The 23,626-nt window shown below is 65.4% G+C and carries 21 protein-coding genes; 12 read left to right on the forward strand and 9 right to left on the reverse strand.

Going from position 1 to position 23,626, the window contains the following annotated elements; translation table 11 throughout:
* Positions 1-31 precede the first annotated feature (31 nt).
* From F1640_RS08805 to F1640_RS08830, 6 genes are all read left to right on the forward strand, one after another.
* Positions 32-484: a group III truncated hemoglobin gene (locus F1640_RS08805; RefSeq protein WP_010335698.1), complete on the forward strand. Its 453-nt coding sequence runs from the start codon at positions 32-34 to the stop codon at positions 482-484.
* On the forward strand, positions 481-774 hold the full coding sequence (locus F1640_RS08810) for a DUF1971 domain-containing protein (protein WP_010335699.1): 294 nt from the start codon (positions 481-483) through the stop codon (positions 772-774). The genes F1640_RS08805 and F1640_RS08810 overlap by 4 nt, the downstream gene beginning before the upstream one ends.
* Entirely contained in the window at positions 767-1,231 is a 465-nt protein-coding gene (locus F1640_RS08815; RefSeq protein WP_194921279.1) for a hypothetical protein, read from the forward strand. Before F1640_RS08810 ends, F1640_RS08815 begins: the two co-directional genes overlap by 8 nt.
* A gap of 16 nt (positions 1,232-1,247) precedes the next feature.
* On the forward strand, positions 1,248-3,551 hold the full coding sequence (locus F1640_RS08820) for a nitric-oxide reductase large subunit (RefSeq protein WP_194918777.1): 2,304 nt from the start codon (positions 1,248-1,250) through the stop codon (positions 3,549-3,551).
* A gap of 291 nt (positions 3,552-3,842) precedes the next feature.
* The gene (locus F1640_RS08825; protein WP_194918779.1) at positions 3,843-4,436 is read left to right on the forward strand and encodes a DUF6088 family protein; all 594 of its coding nucleotides are present in this window, start codon (positions 3,843-3,845) and stop codon (positions 4,434-4,436) included.
* Positions 4,429-5,445, forward strand: a complete 1,017-nt coding sequence (locus F1640_RS08830; protein ID WP_194918781.1) for a nucleotidyl transferase AbiEii/AbiGii toxin family protein — start codon at positions 4,429-4,431, stop codon at positions 5,443-5,445. The genes F1640_RS08825 and F1640_RS08830 overlap by 8 nt, the downstream gene beginning before the upstream one ends.
* 176 nt (positions 5,446-5,621) lie before the next feature.
* Here F1640_RS08830 and F1640_RS08835 read toward each other — a convergent pair whose 3' ends face one another.
* Both F1640_RS08835 and F1640_RS08840 read right to left on the reverse strand, forming a co-directional pair.
* Positions 5,622-6,971: an IS1380 family transposase gene (locus F1640_RS08835; RefSeq protein WP_194917264.1), complete on the reverse strand. Its 1,350-nt coding sequence runs from the start codon at positions 6,969-6,971 to the stop codon at positions 5,622-5,624.
* 628 nt (positions 6,972-7,599) lie between these two features.
* Positions 7,600-8,649, reverse strand: a complete 1,050-nt coding sequence (locus tag F1640_RS08840; protein WP_194918783.1) for an FUSC family protein — start codon at positions 8,647-8,649, stop codon at positions 7,600-7,602.
* 609 nt (positions 8,650-9,258) lie between these two features.
* On the opposite strand from F1640_RS08840, the gene F1640_RS08845 reads away from it, so the two are divergent.
* Positions 9,259-9,786: a hypothetical protein gene (locus F1640_RS08845; protein WP_206694660.1), complete on the forward strand. Its 528-nt coding sequence runs from the start codon at positions 9,259-9,261 to the stop codon at positions 9,784-9,786.
* Positions 9,787-9,916: 130 nt separating this feature from the next.
* The gene (locus tag F1640_RS08850) at positions 9,917-10,333 is read left to right on the forward strand and encodes a DUF308 domain-containing protein (RefSeq protein ID WP_194918785.1); all 417 of its coding nucleotides are present in this window, start codon (positions 9,917-9,919) and stop codon (positions 10,331-10,333) included.
* Positions 10,334-10,551: 218 nt separating this feature from the next.
* Here F1640_RS08850 and F1640_RS26005 read toward each other — a convergent pair whose 3' ends face one another.
* On the reverse strand, positions 10,552-10,815 hold the full coding sequence (locus F1640_RS26005; protein ID WP_375336202.1) for a hypothetical protein: 264 nt from the start codon (positions 10,813-10,815) through the stop codon (positions 10,552-10,554).
* 55 nt (positions 10,816-10,870) lie between these two features.
* Here F1640_RS26005 and F1640_RS26010 point away from each other — a divergent pair, with 55 nt between their 5' ends.
* Complete coding sequence (locus tag F1640_RS26010; RefSeq protein ID WP_255530496.1) at positions 10,871-11,242, forward strand: GNAT family acetyltransferase; 372 nt, start codon at positions 10,871-10,873, stop codon at positions 11,240-11,242.
* Between the two features lie 4 nt (positions 11,243-11,246).
* Here the strand turns inward: F1640_RS26010 and F1640_RS08860 are convergent, their stop codons facing one another.
* Positions 11,247-12,083, reverse strand: coding sequence for a class III extradiol ring-cleavage dioxygenase (locus F1640_RS08860; RefSeq protein ID WP_125954066.1), 837 nt, complete (start codon positions 12,081-12,083; stop codon positions 11,247-11,249).
* A 123-nt stretch (positions 12,084-12,206) separates the two neighbouring features.
* On the reverse strand, positions 12,207-12,374 hold the full coding sequence (locus tag F1640_RS08865) for a hypothetical protein (RefSeq protein WP_194918788.1): 168 nt from the start codon (positions 12,372-12,374) through the stop codon (positions 12,207-12,209).
* On the opposite strand from F1640_RS08865, the gene F1640_RS08870 reads away from it, so the two are divergent.
* Positions 12,368-15,796 (forward strand): glycosyltransferase, encoded by a 3,429-nt coding sequence (locus tag F1640_RS08870; RefSeq protein WP_194918790.1) that lies wholly within the window; start codon positions 12,368-12,370, stop codon positions 15,794-15,796. The two genes, F1640_RS08865 and F1640_RS08870, sit on opposite strands and share 7 nt — an antisense overlap.
* Here the strand turns inward: F1640_RS08870 and F1640_RS08875 are convergent.
* On the reverse strand, positions 15,752-17,065 hold the full coding sequence (locus F1640_RS08875) for an ATP-binding protein (RefSeq protein ID WP_124808112.1): 1,314 nt from the start codon (positions 17,063-17,065) through the stop codon (positions 15,752-15,754). The genes F1640_RS08870 and F1640_RS08875 overlap by 45 nt on opposite strands.
* A 39-nt stretch (positions 17,066-17,104) precedes the next feature.
* On the reverse strand, positions 17,105-17,797 hold the full coding sequence (locus F1640_RS08880; RefSeq protein ID WP_124808111.1) for a response regulator transcription factor: 693 nt from the start codon (positions 17,795-17,797) through the stop codon (positions 17,105-17,107).
* An 82-nt stretch (positions 17,798-17,879) separates the two neighbouring features.
* Here F1640_RS08880 and F1640_RS08885 point away from each other — a divergent pair, with 82 nt between their 5' ends.
* Positions 17,880-18,605 (forward strand): AcvB/VirJ family lysyl-phosphatidylglycerol hydrolase, encoded by a 726-nt coding sequence (locus F1640_RS08885; RefSeq protein ID WP_124808110.1) that lies wholly within the window; start codon positions 17,880-17,882, stop codon positions 18,603-18,605.
* A gap of 23 nt (positions 18,606-18,628) precedes the next feature.
* Here the strand turns inward: F1640_RS08885 and F1640_RS08890 are convergent, their stop codons facing one another.
* Together F1640_RS08890 and F1640_RS08895 are read right to left on the reverse strand one after the other, a co-directional pair.
* Positions 18,629-19,438 (reverse strand): hypothetical protein, encoded by an 810-nt coding sequence (locus F1640_RS08890; protein ID WP_194918792.1) that lies wholly within the window; start codon positions 19,436-19,438, stop codon positions 18,629-18,631.
* Complete coding sequence (locus tag F1640_RS08895) at positions 19,435-20,151, reverse strand: RNA polymerase sigma factor (protein ID WP_124808108.1); 717 nt, start codon at positions 20,149-20,151, stop codon at positions 19,435-19,437. Before F1640_RS08895 ends, F1640_RS08890 begins: the two co-directional genes overlap by 4 nt.
* Before the next feature lie 280 nt (positions 20,152-20,431).
* On the opposite strand from F1640_RS08895, the gene F1640_RS08900 reads away from it, so the two are divergent.
* Complete coding sequence (locus tag F1640_RS08900; protein ID WP_125954069.1) at positions 20,432-23,575, forward strand: S-layer family protein; 3,144 nt, start codon at positions 20,432-20,434, stop codon at positions 23,573-23,575.
* Positions 23,576-23,626: the final 51 nt, after the last annotated feature.

Raw genomic sequence — 23,626 nt, forward strand, 5'->3', positions numbered from 1 at the left:
GGAATACATCTTAATCGAGTCGAGGCAGGCAATGACGTCGAACCATGCCGAGCAGGCGCGGGCGCGCAAGATGGCGGACGCGCTCGCCTGCGGAATCGATGATGCTTTCATCTCGCAACTCGTGGAGCGGTTCTACAGCACCGTCCGCCAGGACGACATGCTCGGCCCGATCTTTGCGGAACGGATCGGCGACTGGCCGCATCATCTGGCGCGGATGAAGGATTTCTGGGCCTCGGTCATGCTCGAATCCGGGCGCTTCAGCGGCAATCCGATGCGCAAGCACATCGCGATCGGCGGGCTCGATGAGGCGCATTTCGCGCGCTGGCAGTCGCTCTGGAACCAGACGCTTGACCGGATCGCGCCGAACGCCGCGGTCGCGGATCGGTTTCGCGAAGCGGCACTGCGCATTGGCGAGAGCTTGCTGACCGGCATCAAGATCGACCGCGGCGGCCTGGCGGCCATTTCCGCGAGGGCCTCGTCATGACGCCCGCCCCCTATGGCGCCTCGCCGATCTTCGATGAGCAAAGCCTGCCTGATGCCCTACGCAACGATCATCGCACCAAGGCGGGCACCTGGGGATTGCTGCGGGTGCTGGACGGCGAAGTGCGGCTCATTTTCGTCGATCCGCCGAGCGAGCAGCTTGTGACGCCCGACAGGCCCGCGATCATCCCGCCGCAAGCAACCCATCATGTCGTTCCGCTCGGCCCCATGACGATGCAGGTCGAGTTCTACCGGGAACGCCCGTTCCTTGGCGAAGACGCCGGCCGTGGATGACTTCGCCCTTGCTCGCGCGGTGCATGTCATCGCGGTCCTGTTCTGGATAGGCGGCGTCGGCTTCGTCACCCGGGTGCTGATGCCGACGCTGAGGACAACGGAACTGCCTCAGGACCGCCTGCGCCGTTTTCAGCAGATGGAGGCGCGCTTTGCCTGGCAGGCGCGCCTGTGGGTGTTGCTTGCCGGCGCAAGCGGCCTGTGGCTGGTGGTGCGCGCCGATCTGTGGAGCCGTTTCCTCGACGCCCGGTTCTGGTGGATGCACCTGATGGTGGCGCTTTGGGTCGTTTTTGCGCTAATGTTGTTCGTCATCGAGCCACTGCATCTGCACCGCCGACTTGCAGATTCAAAGTCACCGGAGGCGGATTTCGCTCGAATGACGCGACTGCATCAACTATTACTCATCATCAGCATCACAACTATTCTTGGAGCGGTCGGCGGTAGCCACGGGCTATTCTGAATGGAGGGGTTGGAGCATGACGAGCTATCAAACGACATTCAGCATCAAACGGTTGTGGATCATCCTGTCGGTCGGCATGGTGGTCATGTTCGGCATCCTGCTGCTGCTCGGCCAGCAGATCTACCAGCAGGCGCCGCCCATTCCCGAAGCCGTGAAATCCCAAAGCGGCGAAACCTTGTTCACGCGCGCCGACATCGAGACCGGCCAGAATATCTGGCAGTCGATCGGCGGCATGCAACAGGGCTCGATCTGGGGCCATGGCAGCTATCTGGCGCCCGACTGGAGCGCCGATTGGCTGCACCGGGAGGCGGAGGCATTGCTCGCCCTATCGACTTCGCCGGTACCTGAGGGGGTATCCGCGACGCAAGCGGAGGCGATGCGAAAGGCCGCGCTGCAGGAGGAAATGCGCAGGAACACCTATGACCCCGCATCCGGCGTCATAACGGTCAGCGACGCGCGCGCGCGCGCGATCAGGCAGGTGCAGCAGCACTTCGTCAGCCTGTACGATGGCGGCGACCCCGCCTCGCTCCAGCTCCGCCGCGACTATGCCTTTCCGGTCTATGGCGAGCTGTCGGAAGCGGAAGCCCGGCAGCTTGCCGCCTTTTATTTCTGGACGGCATGGGGCGCGACCACGAACCGTCCGGGCCAGACCATTACCTATACCAGCAACTGGCCGCACGAACCCCTGGTGGGCAACAGCCCGACCACCGGTACATTGTTGTGGAGCCTTGCGTCTGTCATCCTGCTGCTTGCCGCAGCCGGGGCGCTGATCGCTTATTATGCCAAGCAGTTTGACGTCTGGCGCGGCGACATCCTGCCCGAGGATGGCATGGCGACCTCCGACCTACTGGGGCAGGCGGTCATCACGCCGTCGATGCGGGCCACGGCGAAATATTTCTGGGTCGTCTGCGCGCTCTTCGTGACGCAGGTGCTGCTCGGCATCGTCACCGCCCATTATGCGGTCGAGGGGCAAGGGCTCTACGGCCTGCCCTTCGCCGAATATCTTCCCTACACGATCACCCGCACATGGCACACGCAGCTCGCGGTGCTGTGGATCGCCACGGCGTGGCTGGCGACCGGGCTCTATGTCGCGCCGATGCTCGGGGGACGCGACCCCAAATTCCAGCGGCTCGGCGTCAACTTTCTGTTCGTCAGCCTTCTGGTCATCGTCATCGGCTCGTTCGCCGGGCAATGGGCGGCGGTCCATCGCTTCTTCACCAACCTGACGGCGAATTTCTGGTTCGGGCACCAGGGCTATGAGTATGTCGACCTAGGCCGTTTCTGGCAGATCTACCTCCTGATCGGCCTGTTCCTGTGGGTGGCATTGGTGGTGCGCGCACTCCGGCCCGTGCTGCGCCGGGAGGGCGGCAAGTCTCTCATCTATCTCGTGCTGGTGTCGGCGCTCGCCATCGGGCTGCTGTATGGCGCCGGGCTGATGTGGGGCCAGCATACGAACATCGCCATCATGGAATATTGGCGCTGGTGGGTTGTGCACCTGTGGGTGGAAGGCATTTTCGAGGTCTTCGCGACCGCCATCATCTCGCTGCTGTTCGTGCAGATGGGGATCCTGCGAACCTCCACCGCCACCGTGATGGTGCTGTTCGCGACGATCATCTTCCTGTTCGGCGGGGTGCTCGGGACCTTCCATCACCTGTATTTCAGTGGGACGCCGACGTCGGTGATTGCGGTCGGCGCGATGATCTCGGCGCTGGAAGTGGTGCCGTTGCTGGTGGTCGGCTTCGAGGCCTATACGCGCCACAAGGTCGAGCATGAGGCCGAGTGGGAACGAATCTACCACTGGCCGTTCATGTTTTTCGCCGCCGTCCTGTTCTGGAATCTGGTCGGCGCCGGGCTGTTCGGCTTCCTCATCAACCCGCCGATCGCGCTCTATTATATGCAGGGGCTGAACACGACGGCCAACCATGGCCACGCCGCGCTGTTCGGCGTCTATGGCATGCTCGGCCTTGGCCTGACGCTCTATTGCATGCGTGGACTGACCGACGTCACGCGGTGGAACCAGAAATGGATCAGGATTTCCTTCTGGTCGCTCAATATCGGCCTTGGCATGATGACGTTCCTGTCGCTGCTCCCGCAGGGCATCCTGCAGACCTACGCCAGCATCGAGCACGGCTATGCCTATGCGCGCTCGGCGGAGTTTATCCATAGCCCGATCATGCAGGCGCTGGTCTGGGCAAGGGTGCCCGGCGACATCGTGTTCGCATTCGGTGTCTTTGCGTTCGCATGGTTCATGGTTCAGGCGTTCATGCACGGCAGGAAGCCGACTCCAGAAACGGCGGCCATTCCAAAGCCGGCGCTTTAGATCCGCCACTCCGCTTCCCGGCTGTACCCCGGTTTTCAACGGACGGCCGGCTAATTTCGGGCGTTGGTCGCTCCCGGCCAACACCATTTGTCCGTGAAACGGCTTCAGGATCGCCGGACAGGCTTGCCTGATCCGTGGGTTTTAGCACACCCTGGGGGTCTCCCCGCAGAAGGGGGCGGCCGAGACCTCGGCTCGGCCGCAGGGGAAGGCTTTCCCCCTATTCGGTATGTTCCCCTGCGCTTCCTTGAAAACTGTCAGAAACTCGCGTATATTTCCAACAGGAGAAAGACGATGACACGGCTGACCGAACAGATTCTGTCGCATGCGACGGGCCTGCCCGAAGGTGCCCCTGTGTCCGCCAAGAGCCTGCTTCACCTCGGCAACCGGGCGGCCGTGGATCAGGCATTGTCGCGCCTGTCCGAGCGCGGGCAGCTCATCCGCGCCGGTCGCGGCGTCTATCTGCGCCCCATCACCAGCCGGTTCGGCGCGCGCATGCCTTCGGTCGAACAGGCTGTCGAAGCGCTTGCGTCCCAGAAGGGGGAGACCATCGTCTCGAACGGCGCGGCTGCGGCGAATGCTCTTGGCTTGACGACGCAGGTGCCCGTTCGCTCGGTCTATCTGACCTCCGGGCGCAGCCGGAAAATGCACCTTGGCAAGCAGGTCGTGGAATTGCGGCACGCGCCGCGCTGGCAATTGGCCCTGGCCAACCGGCCGGCGGGGGAGGCTGTGCGGGCGTTGGCCTGGCTCGGCCCTGAAAGAGCGGAGGCCGCGCTCACGACCTTGAAGCGGAAGATGCCGTCCGACGTGTTCGGCGAACTGGTCGCCGCCGTCCCGCAGCTTCCGACATGGCTCGCACAGAGCGTCGGAAAGGCGGCCTATGGCTGACGTCTTCCTCCAGCTTTCGGCCGAGGATCGGCGCGATGCGTTGGGCGTCGTGGCCGACCGTTCGGGCCGACCCACCCATCTTCTCGAAAAGGATGTGTGGGTGGTGTGGGCGCTGGCGACGCTCTACGCAGCGCCGCTCGGCGAGCATCTGGTGTTCAAGGGCGGCACGTCGCTGTCGAAAGCCTATCAGGTCATTCGCCGTTTTTCGGAGGATGTGGATCTGACCTACGACATTCGGGCGATCGCGCCCGATCTGGTCGGGGACAATGGCGAGGACTTGCCGAAAACCCGCAGCGAGGAAAAGCGCTGGTCCAGCGAGGTCCGCCGGCGTTTGCCGGTCTGGGTCGCCGAGACGGTGCAGCCGGTAATCGCGAAGGCCCTGGCTGTTGAAGGTCTGGCGGCCGCCGTCCGCGTCGAGGATGAGAAGCTCTTCATCAACTATGAGGCGACCGCGACCGGGTCGGGCTATGTGGCTCCAAGCGTCATGCTGGAGTTCGGCGCGCGCTCGACGGGCGAACCCGCGAGCCTGCGCGACGTCGTCTGCGACGCGGCCGGCCTGATCGAGGGGCTGCTATTCCCGACGGCGCGGCCGCGCGTCATGCACGCGGAGCGGACCTTCTGGGAGAAGGCGACCGCCATCCATGTCTTCTGTCTCCAGGAGCGGCTGCGCAGTGACCGCTTCGCGCGACATTGGCACGATGTTGTCCGACTGGAGGAAGCCGGCTTTGCGCAAGCCGCTTTCGCCGATCGCGACCTGGCCAACGCCGTTGCCCGGCACAAGTCGATGTTTTTCGCGGAGAAGGCCGCCGACAGCACGCCGATAGACTATGCGGTGGCCATCAGCGGCGGCTTGCAGCTCGTGCCGGCCGGCGATGGTGCCAAGGCGCTGGAAGACGACTATGCCCGCATGGTCGATGACGGGTTGCTCTTCGACGACGAGGAGTCGTTCGAGGTGCTCATGGCGCGATGCGCGGTCATAGCTGCGCGCGCGAACAACGCAGTCAAATGAGAAACTAGCCCGGCCTATTCATGAGACTGAGGTTCCGGGCTTGTTGGGTGGCGATGCGTTTTCGGTGATGTGATCCGGACGAGCGCCTCTGGCGGTGTTTTTCACCGCGGTGGGATCGATGGGCTTTTCGGGGTTAATGGAGGGGGGCTTGCGGTTCGGCGGCACGGCCGCGCGGGCTATGTAGGAGCAGGCCGAAGGTTGGTGGCGACGGCCTTGAACGTGGCGGCATCGGGGCATGCTGACGCGAAGGCGATGCGGATGCGCGTTGCGGATTCAATGACGCGGGCGGCGACCTTGAGCAACCGGAGGCGGATCGTTGCGAACTCGGCGACGGCAAGCGCGGCAGATTTTGGGATTTCTTGCTGGATCCGCCACAGGAGCCAGTAGGCGGCGGTGTGCAGAATGAGGCGCATCTGGTTGGCATTGGCCGAGCGGCACGAGGTGCGATCGCTGGCGAGCTGGGTCTTGTGCCGCTTGATCAGGTTTTCGGCCTGGCCGCGGGCACAGTAGAGCGTGTCGTAGATGTGCTCGGCCGAGCCTTGGGTCAGCGAAGTGACGACATAGCGGATGTCCATGCCCAGCGTGCTGGCCTCGATCCGGGCGACGACGCGGCGCTGGCCCTTCCAGCTTTTGGCGCCGTAGCGGGTCTCGGCATAGTTTCGCAGGATCACACGCTGCTCCTCGGCCCGCTTGACCGCGCAGGTATCGGCGACGGCGACGATGGCGGGATCGGCCCGCAGCGCAGCGTTGGTTGGCAGGCCGAACACGTAATCGATGCCGTACGCCTCGCAGAACGCCATGACCTCGGGGCGGCCATAGTGCCCGTCACCGCGGATGGTGAGGTGGGTATCGGGCCAGTGCCGGCGGATGTGACGCACCAGACGCCGGATGTGGCCAGCAGCTTCGGCGCCAGATGGCGTCTTGCCGGTGCGAAGCAGCATCGCCACCGGCCGGCCACTGGCGGTGTCGTAGACGTGGATCGGCAGGAAGCAGCGCTCGCCATGGTGCCCGTTCCAGAACGAGAGCTGCTGATAGCCGTGGACGACATCGCAGGTGTCATCGATATCCAACGTCACCGCCGCCGGCGAAGTGGGATAGCTGGCGCAGTAGATATCGATCATGGCGGCCATCAACTTCGCCAGTTCGCGCGTGGTCGGCGCGTTCTCCCAGCGGCTCATCGTGGGTTGGCTCGCAAGCCCGGCACCGGAGCCCGGCAGCTTGCCCAGCGCCAGGCGGAAGCCGGGATCGTCGCGAAGGGCGTCGAGATCGTCGGCATCCTCGTATCCGCAAGCGATCGCGAACACCCGGGCGCGCAGGATGTCGGGCAGCGCATGGATCACCCGGCCAGGGTCACGCGGGTCGGCTATGCAAGCGGCAAGCCGACGGCAGATGCCCATCGCGCGCTCAGCCTGTGCCAGTAGCAGGACGCCGCCGTCCGAGGTCAGCCGACCACCATCAAAGGCGGCTGTGACTTTCCGGCTGCGCACTGCTGGGAATCGGAATGGGTTTGCAGTATCGTCGGTCATGGCGGGGTGGCCTGTGGCATCTTCTGCCCTGCGGCAGGTTCGGCTTAGACACCCAGTTCCTAATTCAGATCAGAGGCTTATGCCACTCCCGCCAACCCTCTCGGCCCAACGCGGTGAATAAGCCGGGCTAGGGCTTGTTACGGGCGTATCCGTTGCCGCCCTCGATAGCGCTGCCTACCCTCAGCATGTCGCCGATCGAGCGGCTCGACTATCGGCCCGAATTCGCTTTCGCAGCTCCGTCAAGCATCGAAATCGCTGGCAATATGGCAAAGAGAACTGATATTTGCACCATAAGCTGATCCGCAGACGATGTTGCTGTTTCAGAATGAGCAGTGGCGGACCTATTGGATAACCGGCGATGGCAGCGAGCTCACTTTCGATTTGGTGGTCAAGGGCGAGAATTTCGATGAGCAGTCTGTTCTGAGTCCTGCCGCGCGGGGGAAACTCGCCGAAGCAAATGCGAAGTATCAGAGCAGGCCGTTCCCCAAGACTATGCATTCGCGCATTTGTCATTCTGGTCGGTCTTTGTGTCGGTCGCTGCACTTTTATTCCTGTGGCTCAATTCCGAGCCGCCTGCGGAAAGACGCTGACGTTAGGCAATTGCTGCTTTCGCTTTCTCGCGTCGGGATCAGACGGTACGACGCTTACCGACATAGTCCGACGATGATTGCATTTGCGCCGGCCGATGCGGCGCTATTAGCGCGAAACCTATTGCGGCGACGCCACCGAGCAGCGTTGCGAAAATGCGATGATCCGCGTTGGCGAGCGGCGCGCCGAAGGCGAGATCAATTAGCGATACGATCGTCATGGTGACCGCCCCCGAGAAAATAGCGTAATGCGCCCGTTGGGCCGCGTAGGACACGAAGGCGGCAACCGAAACGACGGCGATCATCGCCCCCATCTCTAAGTGGACAGCCACCGCATAAGCTGTGGCGAGCGAAGAGCCGCCGAGCGTTCCGACGAGGCGGGCGACGCCGCGGGTCTGTGTGTCGCGCAGCCCGGGTTTGAGCACCAGCAAAGCCGTCATTGGCGCCCAGTAGTCGTTCGACAGGCCAATGACACGCGCGAGGGCCATAGAAACGCCTACGGCTGCGACGGCGCGCAGCGTATGGCCGATAAGGAGACGGAGTTCCGGGTTCGGTCTAAAGCCGCTCGGCGGCAGAGGTTCCGCGCCGGCGGGATAGAGCGAAGCGAGCACACGCACGCAGACGAGTTGCACGAAGCCACCGGCGAGGACCAGCGCGCCGCGTTGCAACGCACCGGCCAGATGATGCGGATAATAGCTCGCCACGACGAAGGCGATGACGGCTTGGAGCATGATCCACCACCAGCCCTCGTCATAAAGCGCAAGTGCGCCGCAGATGCCTGCAAGCGCCGCCGCGACGATCACGGTGAGGGCGAAGGACTGTCCGATCAGGCTTCCCGTGAAAGCCGCCAGCGCGACGCCGAGCGCGGCCGCTATCATTGCCGCCCAGCGCTGTCGCCCCAGCGTCCGCGTCGAGCCAAACCCGACTGAGTATGCCGCGCCGCACATCACCATGGCCTCGAACAATCGGCCGGCTAAGGCGCCGAGAATAAGGATCAACGGCAATGCGGGCGCGCACAATGCCGCCTCGCGCCAGTAAAGTGGCGCGAAGGCGCGCCTGAGCGAACCAGCGATCTCGGAAGACTTACGCAAGCGGGACGTCTCTCAATCGTCTAAGAGGAGGGCGCGCCATCCGCCTCAGCGCGCCGACTTTGGGGGGCGCAATGATACCACAGCGCGGCGAGCGCATGGCCGGCGACAAGTGCGAGCAGAAGGTTCATAATGAGACCGACATGGCACATCTTTGCCAAGCTTTCGAGGCCGACGTTTTTGCCAGTGAGAGAGGGAGTCGCAATATCCAAAACGGCACTTCATCGCCGCTCGCGATTGCGCACGCGACCCCCGCCAGCGGCAGACCAAGTGTCGCCATGTAAAGCCGCGGCAGCTCAGCCGATCAACGCCGTTCCAGCAATCGGCTGAGCTGGATGCGTCAATCGCCAAGCAAGACGGACGATCGACAGCGCCATCGTCTAGTGAAACACGCGGATGGCGGTGTAATGAACGACTTCGCGTACCGTGTCGACATGAAAATTCTCTGCGTCCATTTAACTCTCCTCACGATACCGCCGATCGTGGAATTATGAAGAATTGGCCACGCCGGATATCGATTCTATTATAGCCGCGAGCACGAGCAGTCGCTAGCGATGGGTCGTTAGCGACACAACAGTTCCAAGTCCGTCGATGTCCGAGAGAGCCGATCCGATGACGCCTGATTCCGCGAAGCTCAAAAATGCTCCGACAGTCGCCCCTCGCGCGTCCCGCGACTACGTGCTTCAGAAAATCCAACCAGCGCTACTTGGCCTGATGGACGGTTCGGTTTCGACGCTCGCGCCGATCTTTGCCGCTGCCGGTTTAACGGGACGGCCGATCAATGCCTTTTTCGTCGGTCTCGCCGCCTCGCTTGGAGCCGCAATCAGCATGGGGCTGTCGGAGGCGCTGTCGGATGATGGGAGCGTCACCGGCCGCGGGGGGCCGGTTCGACGCGGCGTCATCACCGGCGTCGCCACCGGGATAGGCGGTATGCTGCACACACTGCCCTTCCTCCTTCCCCACCTATCCATTGCATTGAACGTCGCCTACGCCGTGGTCGCCTGCGAACTCATCGCGATTGCTTTCATTCGCTATCGCTTCATGGGCGGCAAGCTCTTGAACACGATCGTGCAGGTGGTGATCGGTGGAGCGATCGTGTTCGGCATCGGCGTCTGGCTCGGGCGGATCGGCGCGAACTGACCATCAATCGAAGAACGGAACATTCGATGAGCAACTGGATATTGTGGTTGATCGCTGGCGCGATCTCTCTGGCGGGCGGCGTCTGTGCGCTCGCCTACCCCATGGGGGCCACGCTACCGTGGAGCTTTTCGTGAGTTGGACCTTCATTTTCGTCGGCGCGCTGACGGTGGTGTCCGCTTTCGCCGATGCGGAATGGAGCGCACGCCCCCTCGCAGCGCTGCTTGGGTTGATTGTGTTGTTGATCGGCGTCAACCTCGTGCTTCATCCGCTCGCCGGCATTGTTTCGCTTACTCTCCTTGTCGGCGTCATGCTGCTTGGCTCTGGCGTCTTCCGCATCATGCTGGGCGTGGGCGCGTCGCAAAGTGGGCTACGCGGGGCATTGATCCTGTCGGGTGGTCTGGCGCTTTTGCTCGGCGCGATGATCGTCGCAGATTTTCCTCGGTCGGCGCTGGTCATTCTCGGCCTGCTCCTTGCGGTCGACCTGATCTCCAATGGCGTGTCGCTAATATTGCTATCGTTGGCGCGCCGACAAGCGACCAGAGCGTGACGCCGCTTGGCGGAGAGGATCGTCGGCGAGCAAGGTTGCCAACGGACGCGTCGAAGCGAAGTGGGCCATCGCGATCGTTACGATGGCGGTCAACGAGAGGCCGGGGTCGATATCGATATACCTCGCGATCGCCATGGGTCACCATGACATAGCCGAAGCGCGAAGATGAGGGTGGTGTTCTACGTCGAACAAGATGTGCGGGAAAATACCGCCCCTTATCAATCGCTGCTGCTCACAGGCGTGGAGCGCGCGCGGCGTGAAACGAAGAACTGCGTTACTGCAAGGGGCACCAACAGGCCCGTGACCATCACAACCGTGGTCAGGAAAAACGTCGTCAGATCGCTGGCGAATATCTGCACCAAATCGGCCTTCGCATCTGCGCTGACCGAGATCAATTCAATCAGGCTGCTGACGGCGCGAAAGGCAAACAATCCCGGCACCAGCGCCACCACGGCGGCGAAACCCGCCGCCGCAAAAGGCATTCTACGGCATCGCGCAATTGGCGCCAGGATTGCGCCCACAATCAGACAGGCCAATCTGTGGCGCGCCGCCGGCCTGACGCGGCCGTGGAACGATCCCGAGGCGGATTACCGACTGGCGCTGGAAAACGCGGCGTCGACGGTGCTGGTGGCCGAGGACGGCGGGGATACGCTCGCCGGTGCAGTCATGGTCGGGTTCGACGGGCACCGGGGCTGGGTCTATTATCTGGGCGTCGCGCCCGGTCGGCAGCAGCAGGGCATCGGCCGAAGCCTCATGACGGCCGCCGAAGTCTGGCTGCAGGCGCGCGATTGCCCCAAGATCATGTTCATGGTCCGCACCGACAACCTGCCCACCCGCGCCTTCTATGCCGCGCTGGGGTACGAGGATCAGGCGGTGGTGACGATGGGCCGGCGGCTCGACGGGCGCTGACCGCTCACGCCGCCAGCCGGTCGAACCCGCTGGCGCTGCGGTCCTGCCCGAAGCGATAGGCCGACGCGGTGATGCCACCGCGCAGATCGTTCTGCGAATAGATGCAGATGGCCGGATCGCTGCCCGCCGCACCAACGGCGACCATCAGCGGGATCAGGTGGTCCTCGCGCGGGTGGGCGATCCGCGCGGAAGGCGCGGCATCCCACTGCTCCAGCGCCCGCGCGCGATCCTCCGGCGCCAGGTCGATCAGGGCATGGCGGAGCCAGGCGTCGAACTGCGCGGAAGGCGCCGACGCGCGTGCATCGAACATGCGAAGGTTGTGATAGGACAAGCCCGAGCCGATGATCAGCACGCCCTCCGCGCGCAGCGGGGCGAGCGCGCGCCCCAGCGCCAGATGCGCGGCCGGGTCATACCCTTCCTTCATCGACAGGCTTACGACCGGCACTTGCGCATCGGGATAGATCGGCTGGAGCATCGAGAACGTGCCATGATCGAACCCGCGCGTCGGATCGGCGTTCATCGCGATGCCGGCCTGCGCCGCCAGCTCCCGCACGCGCTCCGCCAGCGCGGGCGATCCGGGCGCGGGATAGCGGATGTGGTAGGTGTGCTCGGGAAAGCCGAAATAGTCATAGACCATCCCCGGCTGCGCGGCGCTGGAAACGGTGAAATCCGCTTCTTCCCAATGCCCGGAAATCGCCAGGACAGCCTTGGGCGGTTCGGGCAACTGCCCGGGCAGGGCCTTGAGCGAGGCTTCGAGCCAATCGAAATCGCGCCGGAACGGGCCTTCCAGCCATGGCCAGGGGCCGCCGCCGTGGGACAGGAAATAGACGGGCTGCAACATGATCTCACCTTCTGCTGGCGCCCGGTTTAAGCGCACGGACGCCGGCGGGACAGTGCTCAAATGCCATTGATGATGTTCGGAAATCCGGAACAGGCCCTCCATGGCCAAAACGTAATGTTTTGCTCACGCCACCGTTGCGTGCGCCAGCCTAGAAAACAGCCCGGCGGCAAGGCAGTTGTCGATGGATCGCAACGTGACGGTCCCCTGTTCCGATACATTCTCCAACTGCCTTGCCGTCACCGGCCGCGCGCCAGATGGCGCGAGGCCAGAACCGGGGAATGCTGGTGTCACGTCCAATCTTTTTCGATCCGACTGGCCGCCGCCGCCGCTGGACGCGCCGCGGCGCCTTCGCGATTCTGGCGCTCCTGCTGGCCGTCTGCGCGATTTTCGCGACGACCGTGGCGACCGTCAGCGCCCCTTCCCCCCTGCCGTTCGGGACCGAACGCACCGCACCGCTGCCCCTGAAGGCGCAGGTCAGCCGTCTCTCCCACCGGATCGAGCGCCTGTTCGGTCACAATCCCGCGCCCGCGCGCAAGCCCGGCGCGCCGCTGACTGTTGGTTTCTACACGTCGTGGACCGATGACAGCGCCGATACGCTGGCGCACCACGCCGGCGAGCTCGACTGGGTGGCGCCCACGCTGATGTCGATCGACCAGGCCGGCAATCTCCATGCCAACGACGATGCCCGGATGCGCCGCGTCCTCGCCGCCGCGATTCACCGCCCCCTGGTCGTTCCGGTACTGCAGAACGCCAGCAACGGCACGTGGGACGGCGCGGGCACTGCCCGCGCGCTGGCCAACCCGGCCCGCCGCGCCGCGCTGGTGCAGGGCGTCGACCAATTCCTCGACAAGACCGGCGACGGCGGGGTGATGGTCGATTTCGAGAACATGCCGGAAGGCAGCCTGGGGCTGCTCCGCCAGTTCGTGGCCGATTTGCACGCGCGGCTTGCGCCGAAACACCGGGTGGTATCGGTGACCATGCCGGTCGACGATCCGGCCTGGTCCACGCGCGCCTTCGCGCAAGTGGCCGACAAGGTCGTGCTCATGGCCTATGACGAGCACTGGCAGGGTGGAGAACCCGGCCCGATCGCCTCGAACGGCTGGTTCACGGCGCACCTCGCCGATTCGCTGAAAGGCGTGGCCGCCAGCAAGATCATCGTCGCGCTGGGCAACTATGCCTACGACTGGCACGAAGGCCATGCCGACAGCCTCACGGTGGAGGAAGCCTGGCTTTCCGCACATGCTAGCGGGGCAACGCCCACCTGGGACAAGGCAAGCGGAAACCCCGGTTTCGCCTATACCGACAACGGCGTGCGCCATGACGTGTGGCTGCTCGATGCCGCCGCGAGCTGGAACCAGATGCAGGTGCTTTCGCGCATGGGCATCAATTCGGTCGCGCTGTGGCGGCTGGGCTCGGAAGATCCGGGATTCTGGAACACGCTCAAGAGCTGGAACGCCGGCGCCCGGGCCGGGCGTGCGGCCGGCGCGCGGCCCGACCTTGGCCACATCAGCGAATCGACCAATGCCGATGTCGAGGACAATGGCGAAATCCTGCGCATCGACGCGACGCCGACGCCCGGCCAGCGCGCCGTTTCGTTCGATCCGCGCTCGAACCTGATCACCGGCGAACAGTATGTAACGCTGCCCACACCCTATGTCGTGCGCCGCACCGGCGACCGGCCCAAGCTGGTGGCGCTGACCTTCGACGACGGCCCCGATCCGGTCTGGACGCCGCAAATCCTCTCCGTGCTGGAACAGTACCATGTCCCCGGCACGTTCTTCGTGATCGGCGAAAACGGCGTGGGCAACCGGGGGCTGCTGCGCCGCCTTGTTGCCGAAGGCAACGAGATCGGCAACCACAGCTACACCCATCCGAACATGGCGGACGAGAGCGATACCGGCATCAAGCTGGAGCTCAACGCCACGCAGCGCCTGATCGAAGCCTATACCGGCCGTTCCACCCGCCTGTTCCGCGCGCCCTATTTCGGCGATGCCGAACCGACCACGACCGACGAACTGGGGCCGGCGCTGGTAGCGCAGCAACAGGGCTATACCATCGTCGGCCTCCACGCCGATCCGGGCGACTGGGTCAAGGGCCGCAGCGCCGACGAGATCGTGCAGCGCACGCTCGATGCCGTGCGCAACGGCAACGGCGATCGTTCCGCCAACGTAATCCTGCTGCACGATGGCGGCGGCAACCGGGCGGAAACGGTGAAGGCGCTGCCGCGCATCATCGCCACGCTGCAGGCCGAAGGCTACCGCTTCGTGCCGGTATCGACGCTGGCCGGCCTGACCCGCGACGACGTGATGCCGCAGGTTTCCGGGCTGGATCTGCTGGCCGTGCGCGCCGACGTGGCAATCTTCTCGAGCCTGGCGGCGGCGATCGACGGTCTGGACTGGATCTTCTTCTTCGCCATCGCACTCGGCATGGCGCGGGCGATCAGCATGACCGCGCTAGCCCTGTTTCCCGAACGCCGCCTGGGGCTGTCGCGCGATTCCACCTATCGCCCGCTGGTGAGCGTGATCATCCCCGCCTACAACGAGGAGCGGGTGATCGAGGCGTCGGTCCACCGCATTCTCGCCAGCGACTATCCGCACATGGAAGTGATCGTGGCGGACGACGGATCGAAGGACCGCACCAGCCCGATCGTGTCGGCCGCATTCGGCAACGAACCGCGCGTACGGCTGATGACCATGGCCAACGGCGGCAAGGCCTCGGCGCTCAACCGGGCGCTGGCACAGGCCAGTGGCGAGATCATCGTCGCGCTCGACGCCGATACGCAGTTCGAGCCGCAGACGATCAGCAAACTGGTGCGCTGGTTCGAACTCGATCACATCGGCGCGGTCGCCGGCAATGCCAAGGTCGGCAACCGGGTGAACATCGTCACGCGCTGGCAGGCCGTGGAATACGTCACCGCGCAGAACATCGAACGCCGCGCGCTGACCCGGTTCGACGCGATCATGGTGGTGCCCGGCGCGGTCGGCGCCTGGCGGCGCAGCGCGCTGGAGGACGTCGGCGGCTATCCCGAAGACACGCTGGCCGAGGACCAGGACCTGACCATCGCCATCCAGCGCAAGGGCTGGAAGATCGCCTACGATGAGGACGCGGTGGCGTGGACCGAAGCGCCCGAAACGCTGCGCGCGCTGGGCAAGCAGCGTTTCCGCTGGGCGTTTGGCACGCTCCAGTGCCTGTGGAAGCACCGCGCCATCCTGCGCGAGCGGCACCCCAGCGGGCTTGCCTTCGTGGGCATGCCGCAGGCCTGGCTGTTCCAGATCCTGTTCGCGCTGATTTCGCCGCTGATCGATCTGGCGCTCGGCATCTCGATCGTGGGAACGATCGTGCGCGTGATGCAGCACGGCTGGGATCAGACGCAGACCGACGTATTGCGCATGGGCATCTACTGGATCGGCTTTACCACTGTGGACCTGCTGTGCGGCTGGATCGCCTATCGCCTCGACGTGCGCGAAAAGCGGTTCCCGGCGCTGCTGCTGCTGACGCAACGCTTCGTCTATCGCCAGTTGATGTATGGCGTGGTGATCCGCGCGGTGGGCGCGGCGACGGCGGGGCTGGGGATCGGCTGGGGCAAGCTGGAACGGACTGGCCGCGTAAGCGTCGCCCCGTCGGCCACCGCTGCCGCTCCGGCCCCGGCCGCTCCGCCCGAAGCGCCTTCAGCGCGGGAGCCGCAGGGTAGCCACGAGCCCGCGCTCACCTGACAGCACCAGTTCGCCGCCATGGAGCCGCGCGACGGCGGCGACCATGGCGAGCCCCAGCCCGCCCCCGGTGCGCGTGCGTGCGTTGTCGAGCCGCACGAACCGTTCGACCACGCGCGCCCGGTCCTGCTCGGGAATGCCGGGTCCATCGTCGCTGACGATGATCTCGCCCCAGCCTTCGGCCGCGCGCGTGGCCACGGTGATGGTGGAGCCGCCATATTTCAGCGCGTTGTCGATCAGATTGGCCAGCGCGCGGGACAGGAATTCGCGATCGGCCGGCACGGTGACGCTGCGCGCATCGGCACACAGCGTCACGCCCGATTGTTCCGCCAGCGGTTCGTAGAGTTCGACCAGATCCTCGGCCACGGCGGCCAGATCCAGCGGCACGCGCCGATCCTGGATGGCGCCGCCTTCCAGCCGGCTGATCTCCAGCGCGTTTTCCAGCATCGACCGCAGCGCATCGGCATCCGCCCGCGCCGCCTGCAGAGCATCCGCCGCGCCGGGTTCGTCAACGCGCGCCAGAGCCGTGTCGATCGCCGCCGACAACCGGGTGACGGGGGAGCGCAGGTCGTGCGCCAGCGCGCCGGAAATGGCGCTTAGCTGCGAAACCAGTTCGTCGATCCGTTCGGCCATCAGGTTCATCTGCAGGCGCAGGTGATCGAAGCCGTCCCCCGTATCCCGCGTCGACAGGCGCGCGCCGAAATTGCCGGAAGCCAGTTCCGCCGCGGTGTCGGCGATCTCATGCGTGCGCTGGCTGATCACGAAACCGAGCAGCAGCGCGCTCACGGTGGCAAGGGCTACGGCGATGACGACGGTAAGGCCGATTGCGGCCGCGAAGGCCAGCGTGAAGCGCCGCTCGACCGCGCCGAGCACGCCGACGACCAGCGTATCGCCGCCAGGCAGGCTGCTGGCGATCGCCATCCCCTCCGTTTCGGGCAGGCTGGGGCCGCGATGGATGTGCACGATGTGCGGCTGCGCCGACACCGAAATCGAGGGCACGCGCGACAGGTTGTTGAGGATCGTCGGCCCGTGCCCCGAAAGCGCGATGAACACCGTGGGGTCCGCCGCGCTGCCGCGCTTGGCGTTGATGAAATTGGCCAGTTCGTCGCGGCCGCCATCGTAATAGGCGGTCAGCAGATCGTCGCGCAGGTCGGTCACCTGCCGCACGCGATCGCTGCGCACCACTTCGAGCATCTCGGTGCGCAGGAAGAAGATCGCCGCCATGCTGGACAGGAGTTGCAGCACGAACACGGCGGCAACCAGCCGCATCATGGTTGGAGAAGGGCGCCGCCGGGCCGACATCGGGTCCGCTCAGTCCAGCGCCAGCCGGTATCCCGCACCGCGCACCGTGTGGAACAGCGGCTGATCCTCCCCGTCGTCGATCTTGCGTCGAAGCCGGCTGATATGCACGTCGATGACGTTGGTGCCGGGATCGAAGTGATAGTCCCACACCGCCTCCAGCAGCATGGTTCGCGTCACCACCTCGCCCTGGTGCAGCAGCATGTACTCCAGCAAGCGGAATTCGCGCGGCTGCAGCGCGATCTTGCGCGTTCCCCGGCGCACCTGCCGGGTGAGCCGATCCAGTTCGAGATCGCTGCACCGCAATGTCGTTTCCTGCGCCGGCTTCTGCGCCGTTCCGCCACCACGCCGGATCAGCGCCTGCACGCGTGCCAGCAGTTCGGCGAAGGAAAACGGTTTGCCAAGGTAGTCGTCCGCGCCCGCCGTCAGCCCCGCGATCCGGTCGTCGGTGCTGCCAAGCGCCGACAGGATGATCACCGGCGTCCGCACTTCGGCCGCACGCAGCGCCTTTAGCACGGAAAGGCCATCCATCCCCGGCAGCATCCGGTCCAGCACCACCACGTCAAACTGGCTGTCGGTGGCCAGGAAAAGACCATCGCGCCCGGTTGTGGCGCGATCGACCGTGAAACCTTCCTCATCCAGTCCCCGCGCGATGTAATCGCCGATCTGGGGATCATCTTCGACCAGCAGGATACGTCCAGCCACAAACCCGTTCCATGACAGTTGATGACAGCGTGTTAATGCTTTCCCCACGCGCGGGATAGAGGGCAGCGGGTATCTGAAGCAAATGGCCGATAGCTCTTTGGGTCGCAAATTGCTGGGCTGGGCAGCCGTCCTCCCCATCGTCGCCGTGGCGGCGGTCGGGGCGGGCGGTTGCTTCCTGCGCGATCCGACGCGCTTTCAACCCGCAGCGCGATCCGTTACCGGCCGCCCGGTCGCCGTCTATTTCGCCGGGACAGCCGGGCTGCTGCCGATGGGCGACGAGCCCGACATAGCAACGGCCCTGCGACGCCAGGGCGTGCCCGTGCTGAGGGTGGACACCCCCTCCCTGTTCGTGGGCGACAAGGACCGGGCCTATGTCGATCAACTGGTGGATGACAGCATTCGCAAGGCGCTGTCCGCCAGCGGCGCCGAACACGTCGCGCTGATCGGCTTCACGTTCGGCGCGGACATTCTCGACACCGGACTGGGCGCGGTTCCGCCCGATCTGCGGCATCGCATTTCGTCCGTGGTGCTGATCCGCCCCGATCCCACGGTCCATTTCCACGCAGGGCCGGCGTGGCTGCGGCTGCACGACGTGCCCGATAGCGATCCGCATCGCACCCTGCGCCTGCTGCGTGGTCTCAGCGTCACCTGCATTCAGGCGGATAGCGACAACCTGTGCGCCTCGCCGGGGCTGGAAGGCATGCGGCGCGTGTCGTTAGCCGGCCCCCGCCCGGCATTCTGGCAGAAGCGCGATCTCACCGCAGCGGCCATGCATGCGGTCCTGTTTCCAGCAGGCGTGATGCAATGAGGGGCCGCTTCGCCCTGCGGCGATCAGAACGGATGGCCGCCGCCAGCACCGCCGGGCAGACGGCCGCCGGGGCCTCGTCCGGGCGGGGGCGCGGAATTTTCCTGCGCCGGAGCGCCGGGCACGGCAGCGGAGCCACCTCCCGGCGGAGAGAGAGCGCCGACATAGCCGTAAGCCTGCGGCGCGGGCGGCCCCATCAATCCGCGCGACGGTATCTGCGGACCGGTCTTTTCGTCGTCGTCATCGCGAGGGCCGATCAGTTCGCCCTTCGGCGCCGCAGTCGCCGACGCGAGAACCTCGGGCGTCATTTCCACCGGAACAGCGGGCGATGCCTCGACCGGAATCGCGTCCTCCTCCGGCATGGCTGTCTGCGCGGTGACGGGACGCGAAGGGGTGGCCGCGGCCGCCAGTTTCGGCAGGGGCGCTGCGAGGGAGGGCGGCTTTCCGTCAGCCGTGTCCGGCACGGCCGGGGCGAACGCCATCGGAGCGCCGCCTCCGCTCGCTGGAATACCCTGCGGATCGGCACCCATCCCTATCATCGCCACGGCCGCTATTCCGGCAGCCAGCGCTCCGATGCCGCCGCCAGCCGCCAACCGCCGCCAGACAGGGTGGCGTGGCCGCTGGGACGGAACCGACGCCGCCACCTGCGCCGCCACCGGCCGCGCCGTCACGCCAGTGGCTGCCGCCCGCGGCGCGGCAGCCTGAGGCAGCAGCGGCACTTCCCGCACGATCCGCGCGATCAGGTCAGCGGGAACAGCCGGCGCGGATAGCTGGTCCAGCGCGCGGTCCAGCGCCGCTTCGCGCGCGGCGGGCGCGATCGGGATCACCCGCCTCATGCCCGCAGTTCCATGCCATAGGCCACGACCGGTTCGCGCGCGCGCAGATCGGCAACGCCCACGTCGCGCGCTTCCAGCAGTTCACGCAAGTGACGCCGAGCCCTGAACAGAAGCGATTCCATGGCCTTTATGTTAAGTTCCAGAACTTCGGCGGCAAGCGCGTTTGTGAAGCCCTCGTAATAGCACAGCACAAGCGCGGCCCGATACCGTTCGGGCAGGTCCGCCAGGGCCCCTGCAACCGCCGCCCGCGCCTGATCCGCCTCGATCGTGGCGTCGGCCAGCGGCATGGGATCGGCGCGTTCGGGCAGATCGGGCGTGATCACCACGCGAAAACGGCGCTTCCGGTCGAAGCACAGGTTCATCGCGACGCGATGGAGCCAGCCCACCAGCCCCGCCCCGCTCGATTGCCACCGCGGGGCCTGCTGCCACAGACGCGCGAAGCATTCCTGCACCACGTCTTCGGCTTCGTGCCCATCGCCCAGCATACGCATCGCCACGCGGTAAAGCGCGGGGGTATGCCGTTCGACCAGCACGGAAAACGCGGCGATCACGCCACGTCCCACCTCACCCATCAACGACAGGTCATCGAACGCCGACCACAGCATGGGAGCGTCGGGCGCAAGCGAGGCATGGTCGGTCGCGAATGCCCCGTCCGCTCCGGAATCGCCTAGGAAAGTCACACCGACTGTCGCCTCCACGCGCCGTTCCGTCATCGGGAACTCACGGCCCGGCTCTTGCTGGCTGTCCAACCCTGAACGGCGAATTTACCGACGTTGCGCAACGAAATATTTCATCGCCCCCGGCGCGAAGGGTTTGAGAGGCTGGGCCGTTTTAATCACCGGAACCACCGTGGCCCCTTACCCTCGAAGTTCGATGTCGCGTTGTTTCCGCCCTGTCGAGAACACCGCCGGCATCAGTCGAGCTTGCGGGTCGCACCACAAAACCGGGCCTGCGATTCGATCGCAGGCCCCATTTCACGGATCACGTCCCCCCATGCATCGTCACCGCACGCCCCGTTTCTTCGCTGCCGTTTCGCTCGGTTCGCTGACCTTCGCGCTCGGCGCACAGGTTGCCCTGGCCGACACCACGGTCGGCGGCAACAGCACCACCCCCGTTCTCACCTCGACAGGCGGCAATGTAACAGTCGCCAGCGGCGGCACGATCACGCTGGTCAACGGCAGCGCCGTGACGGTCGATTCCTCCAACACCGCTACCGTCGCTTCAGGTGGCACGATCGCCATGGGCGCGGGCAACGGCGCGACCGGGATCACCGTCAACCCCGGCACCACCACCACGATATCGAACGCCGGGGCGATCAACGTCACCGAGAATTACACCGCCCCCTTCATCACCAACAACGGCGTCAACATCGCCGATGGCCCCATCGCCGCCGCATCGAACCGGTACGGCATCCACGTGCTATCGGGCGGCACGGTGACCGGATCGGTCACCAACTCCGGCACGATCTCCGTCGAGGGACTCAATTCCGCCGGCATCGCGCTCGATTCGACGCTCAACGGCAATCTCGGCAATACCGGCACGATCTCGGTAAAGGGCGATAACAGCGCCGGCATCCGCACTTCCGCGGTAACCGGCAATGTCACCGTGGGCGGAACCGTCACGGCGATCGGCCAGGGCGCGCAAGCGCTGGTCACCAGCGGCGATATCGGCGGCACGCTGAAGATCAACGGCACCCTGGGGCAAGCCACCACCTACACCGCCGACGACGGCACCTCGCAGGTTCTTTCTCGCACCGCGCTGCAAAGCGGGGCAGCCGCGGTGGAAGTGGACGGAAACGTCGCGGGCGGGGTCCTGATCGCGGCTCCCAATTCCAGCACGTCGACCGAGACCACCGGTTCGATCCAGTCCTATGGTAGCAGCCCCGGGCTCCAGATCGGCGGCGCGAACAACATCGCGATCGGCACCGTGGCCAGCAACGATGGCACCTATTCGGTGGCGGTGGACGGCAGCGTGACCGCCAATGCCTATTACAGCTCGACCAACGCCTATGGCATCGTGATCGGGGGCAAGGGCGGCAACGTGAACCTGGCCGGCGGCATCGGCATCAACGGCAACGTCACCGCGACGACCAACGATGCCAACGCCACCGCCATTCTCATCAACCAGGGCTCCACGGTTCCCACGCTTTACGTCAGCGGCACGGTCAAGGCCGCCAGCACATCGCTGGGCATCAGCGCCTACGCGGTCCGCGACCTGTCGGGCACGCTGACGACGGTGAACAACACCGGCTTCATCACCTCCAACCAGGGCAGCCAGTCCGGGGCGATCGATCTTTCCGCCAACACCAGCGGCGTCACCGTCAAGCAGTACCTCAACGCGACCGATGCGGCCTCGCAAAAGACCGACAAGGCCGCGGCGGGCTACAACGTCGATACCGCCACGGTCTATGCGGCGATCACCGGCAACATCTACACCGGCAGCGGCAACGACACGCTGGACGTCGAAACCGGCAAGATCACCGGCAACACGTTCCTTGGCGCCGGCAACGACACCGTGATCATGGCCGACGATTCGAAGTATATCGGCAATATCGATTTCGGCACGGGCACCGCCACGATGACGATGGGCGGCAATTCGCGCTTCACCGGCACGCTGATCTTCAACGACCAGCCGGCCACGCTGACGCTCAACGACAGCTCGATCTGGCGGGGCACCGTCACGGGCGGTTCGCAGGCAACGGTCAACGTCAACTCGGGCCTGTTCGCCGCCAACGCGACCGGCAACATCGCGGTCAACTCGCTCAACGTGGGCGCGAACGGCACGCTGGGCGTCTATGTCGATGGCACCACCGGCACGAGTTCAACCTTCGTCACCAATACCGCGACGTTCGCCAGCGGATCTAAGATCACCGCCTCGCTCACGTCCATCGCCAAGGCGGAAGGCACGTATACGGTGCTGACGTCCAACGGCCTTACGGGCGCTTCGAACCTGAGCGCCAGCAATCTGGCCCTGCCGGTCCTCTACGCCGGCACGCTGGCCACGCAGGGCAACAACCTGCAACTCACCATCGCCCGCAAGACCGCCGCGCAACTGGGGCTGACCGCCGCGCAAGGCGCCATCTACAACCCGATCATCGCGCAGGCCCAGGCGCTGACGGCCGCCGGCGGCACCCCTTCCGCTCTCGAAACCGACCTGCTGCAGGTGGCCGACACGCCCACGCTGCAAGCGCAGTTCAACCAGTTGATGCCCGATTATGCCGGGGGCGTGTTCGATTTCGTGACACGCGGCTCCCGCCTTGCCGCGCAGCACGTGCAGGACGATTCATCGCTGTTCACGATCAGCAACGTGGGCGGCTGGTTCGAGCCGATCTATTTCCACGGCGGCAAGCAGACGACCGGCACCGCGGGCTTCTCCGACCACGGCTTCGGCCTTTCCGGCGGGCTTGAACGCGTGACGGGCATCGGCAACGTCGGCCTTTCGCTTACCTGGATCAGCGGCAAGGTGAACACCAGCAGCTACCAGTCGGTGAAGACCAGCAACCTCGAGGTCGGCGCCTTCTGGCGCATGGCCAAGGGGCCGTTCTATGCCTTCGCCCGCGTGGGGGGGAGCCGCCTTTCGGCAACCTCCGCGCGCACGTTCACGGGGGCCGTCAGCGGCACCAGCTTCAATTATACCGCTGCGGGCAAGTGGAAGGGCTGGATGATCACCGGATCGGGCGGCGCGTCCTATGGCTTCGACGTGGGCGGCAACTTCCAGCTGCGCCCCAAGGCGATCGTCGAATACTATCGCCTGCACGAAAACGCCTATGACGAGACCGGCAGCGCGCCGATCATCCTGGAGGTGGCCGGCCGCAACAGCAGCGCGCTGACCGGCACGACCACGCTGGTCGCCAGCTGGAGCAGCGGCCCCAGCTCCTATGAAGGCCGCCCGTTCACCGTCGAAGTCGAAGGCGGCCGGCGCAACCAGCTTTCGGGCCATCTCGGCACCACGCTGGCCAACTTCACCGACGGCAACCAGTTCGCGCTGACGCCGGACAGCCTGAAGTCGGCCTGGCTGGGCAAGGTCAGCATCCTGCAGGGCGGCCTGGACTACACCTGGCGCCTGACCGGCGGGGCTGAACGGGCGCAGGGCGTGGTCGACTATTCGATCCGCGCTTCGCTCAGCATCGCGCTCTGACGCGGGCGTAGAGCCATCGGGCAGGGGTCTGGGGCCACGTGCTCCAGGCCC

It is taken from the genome of Novosphingobium sp. NBM11 (assembly GCF_015390225.1).
GTDB lineage: Bacteria > Pseudomonadota > Alphaproteobacteria > Sphingomonadales > Sphingomonadaceae > Novosphingobium.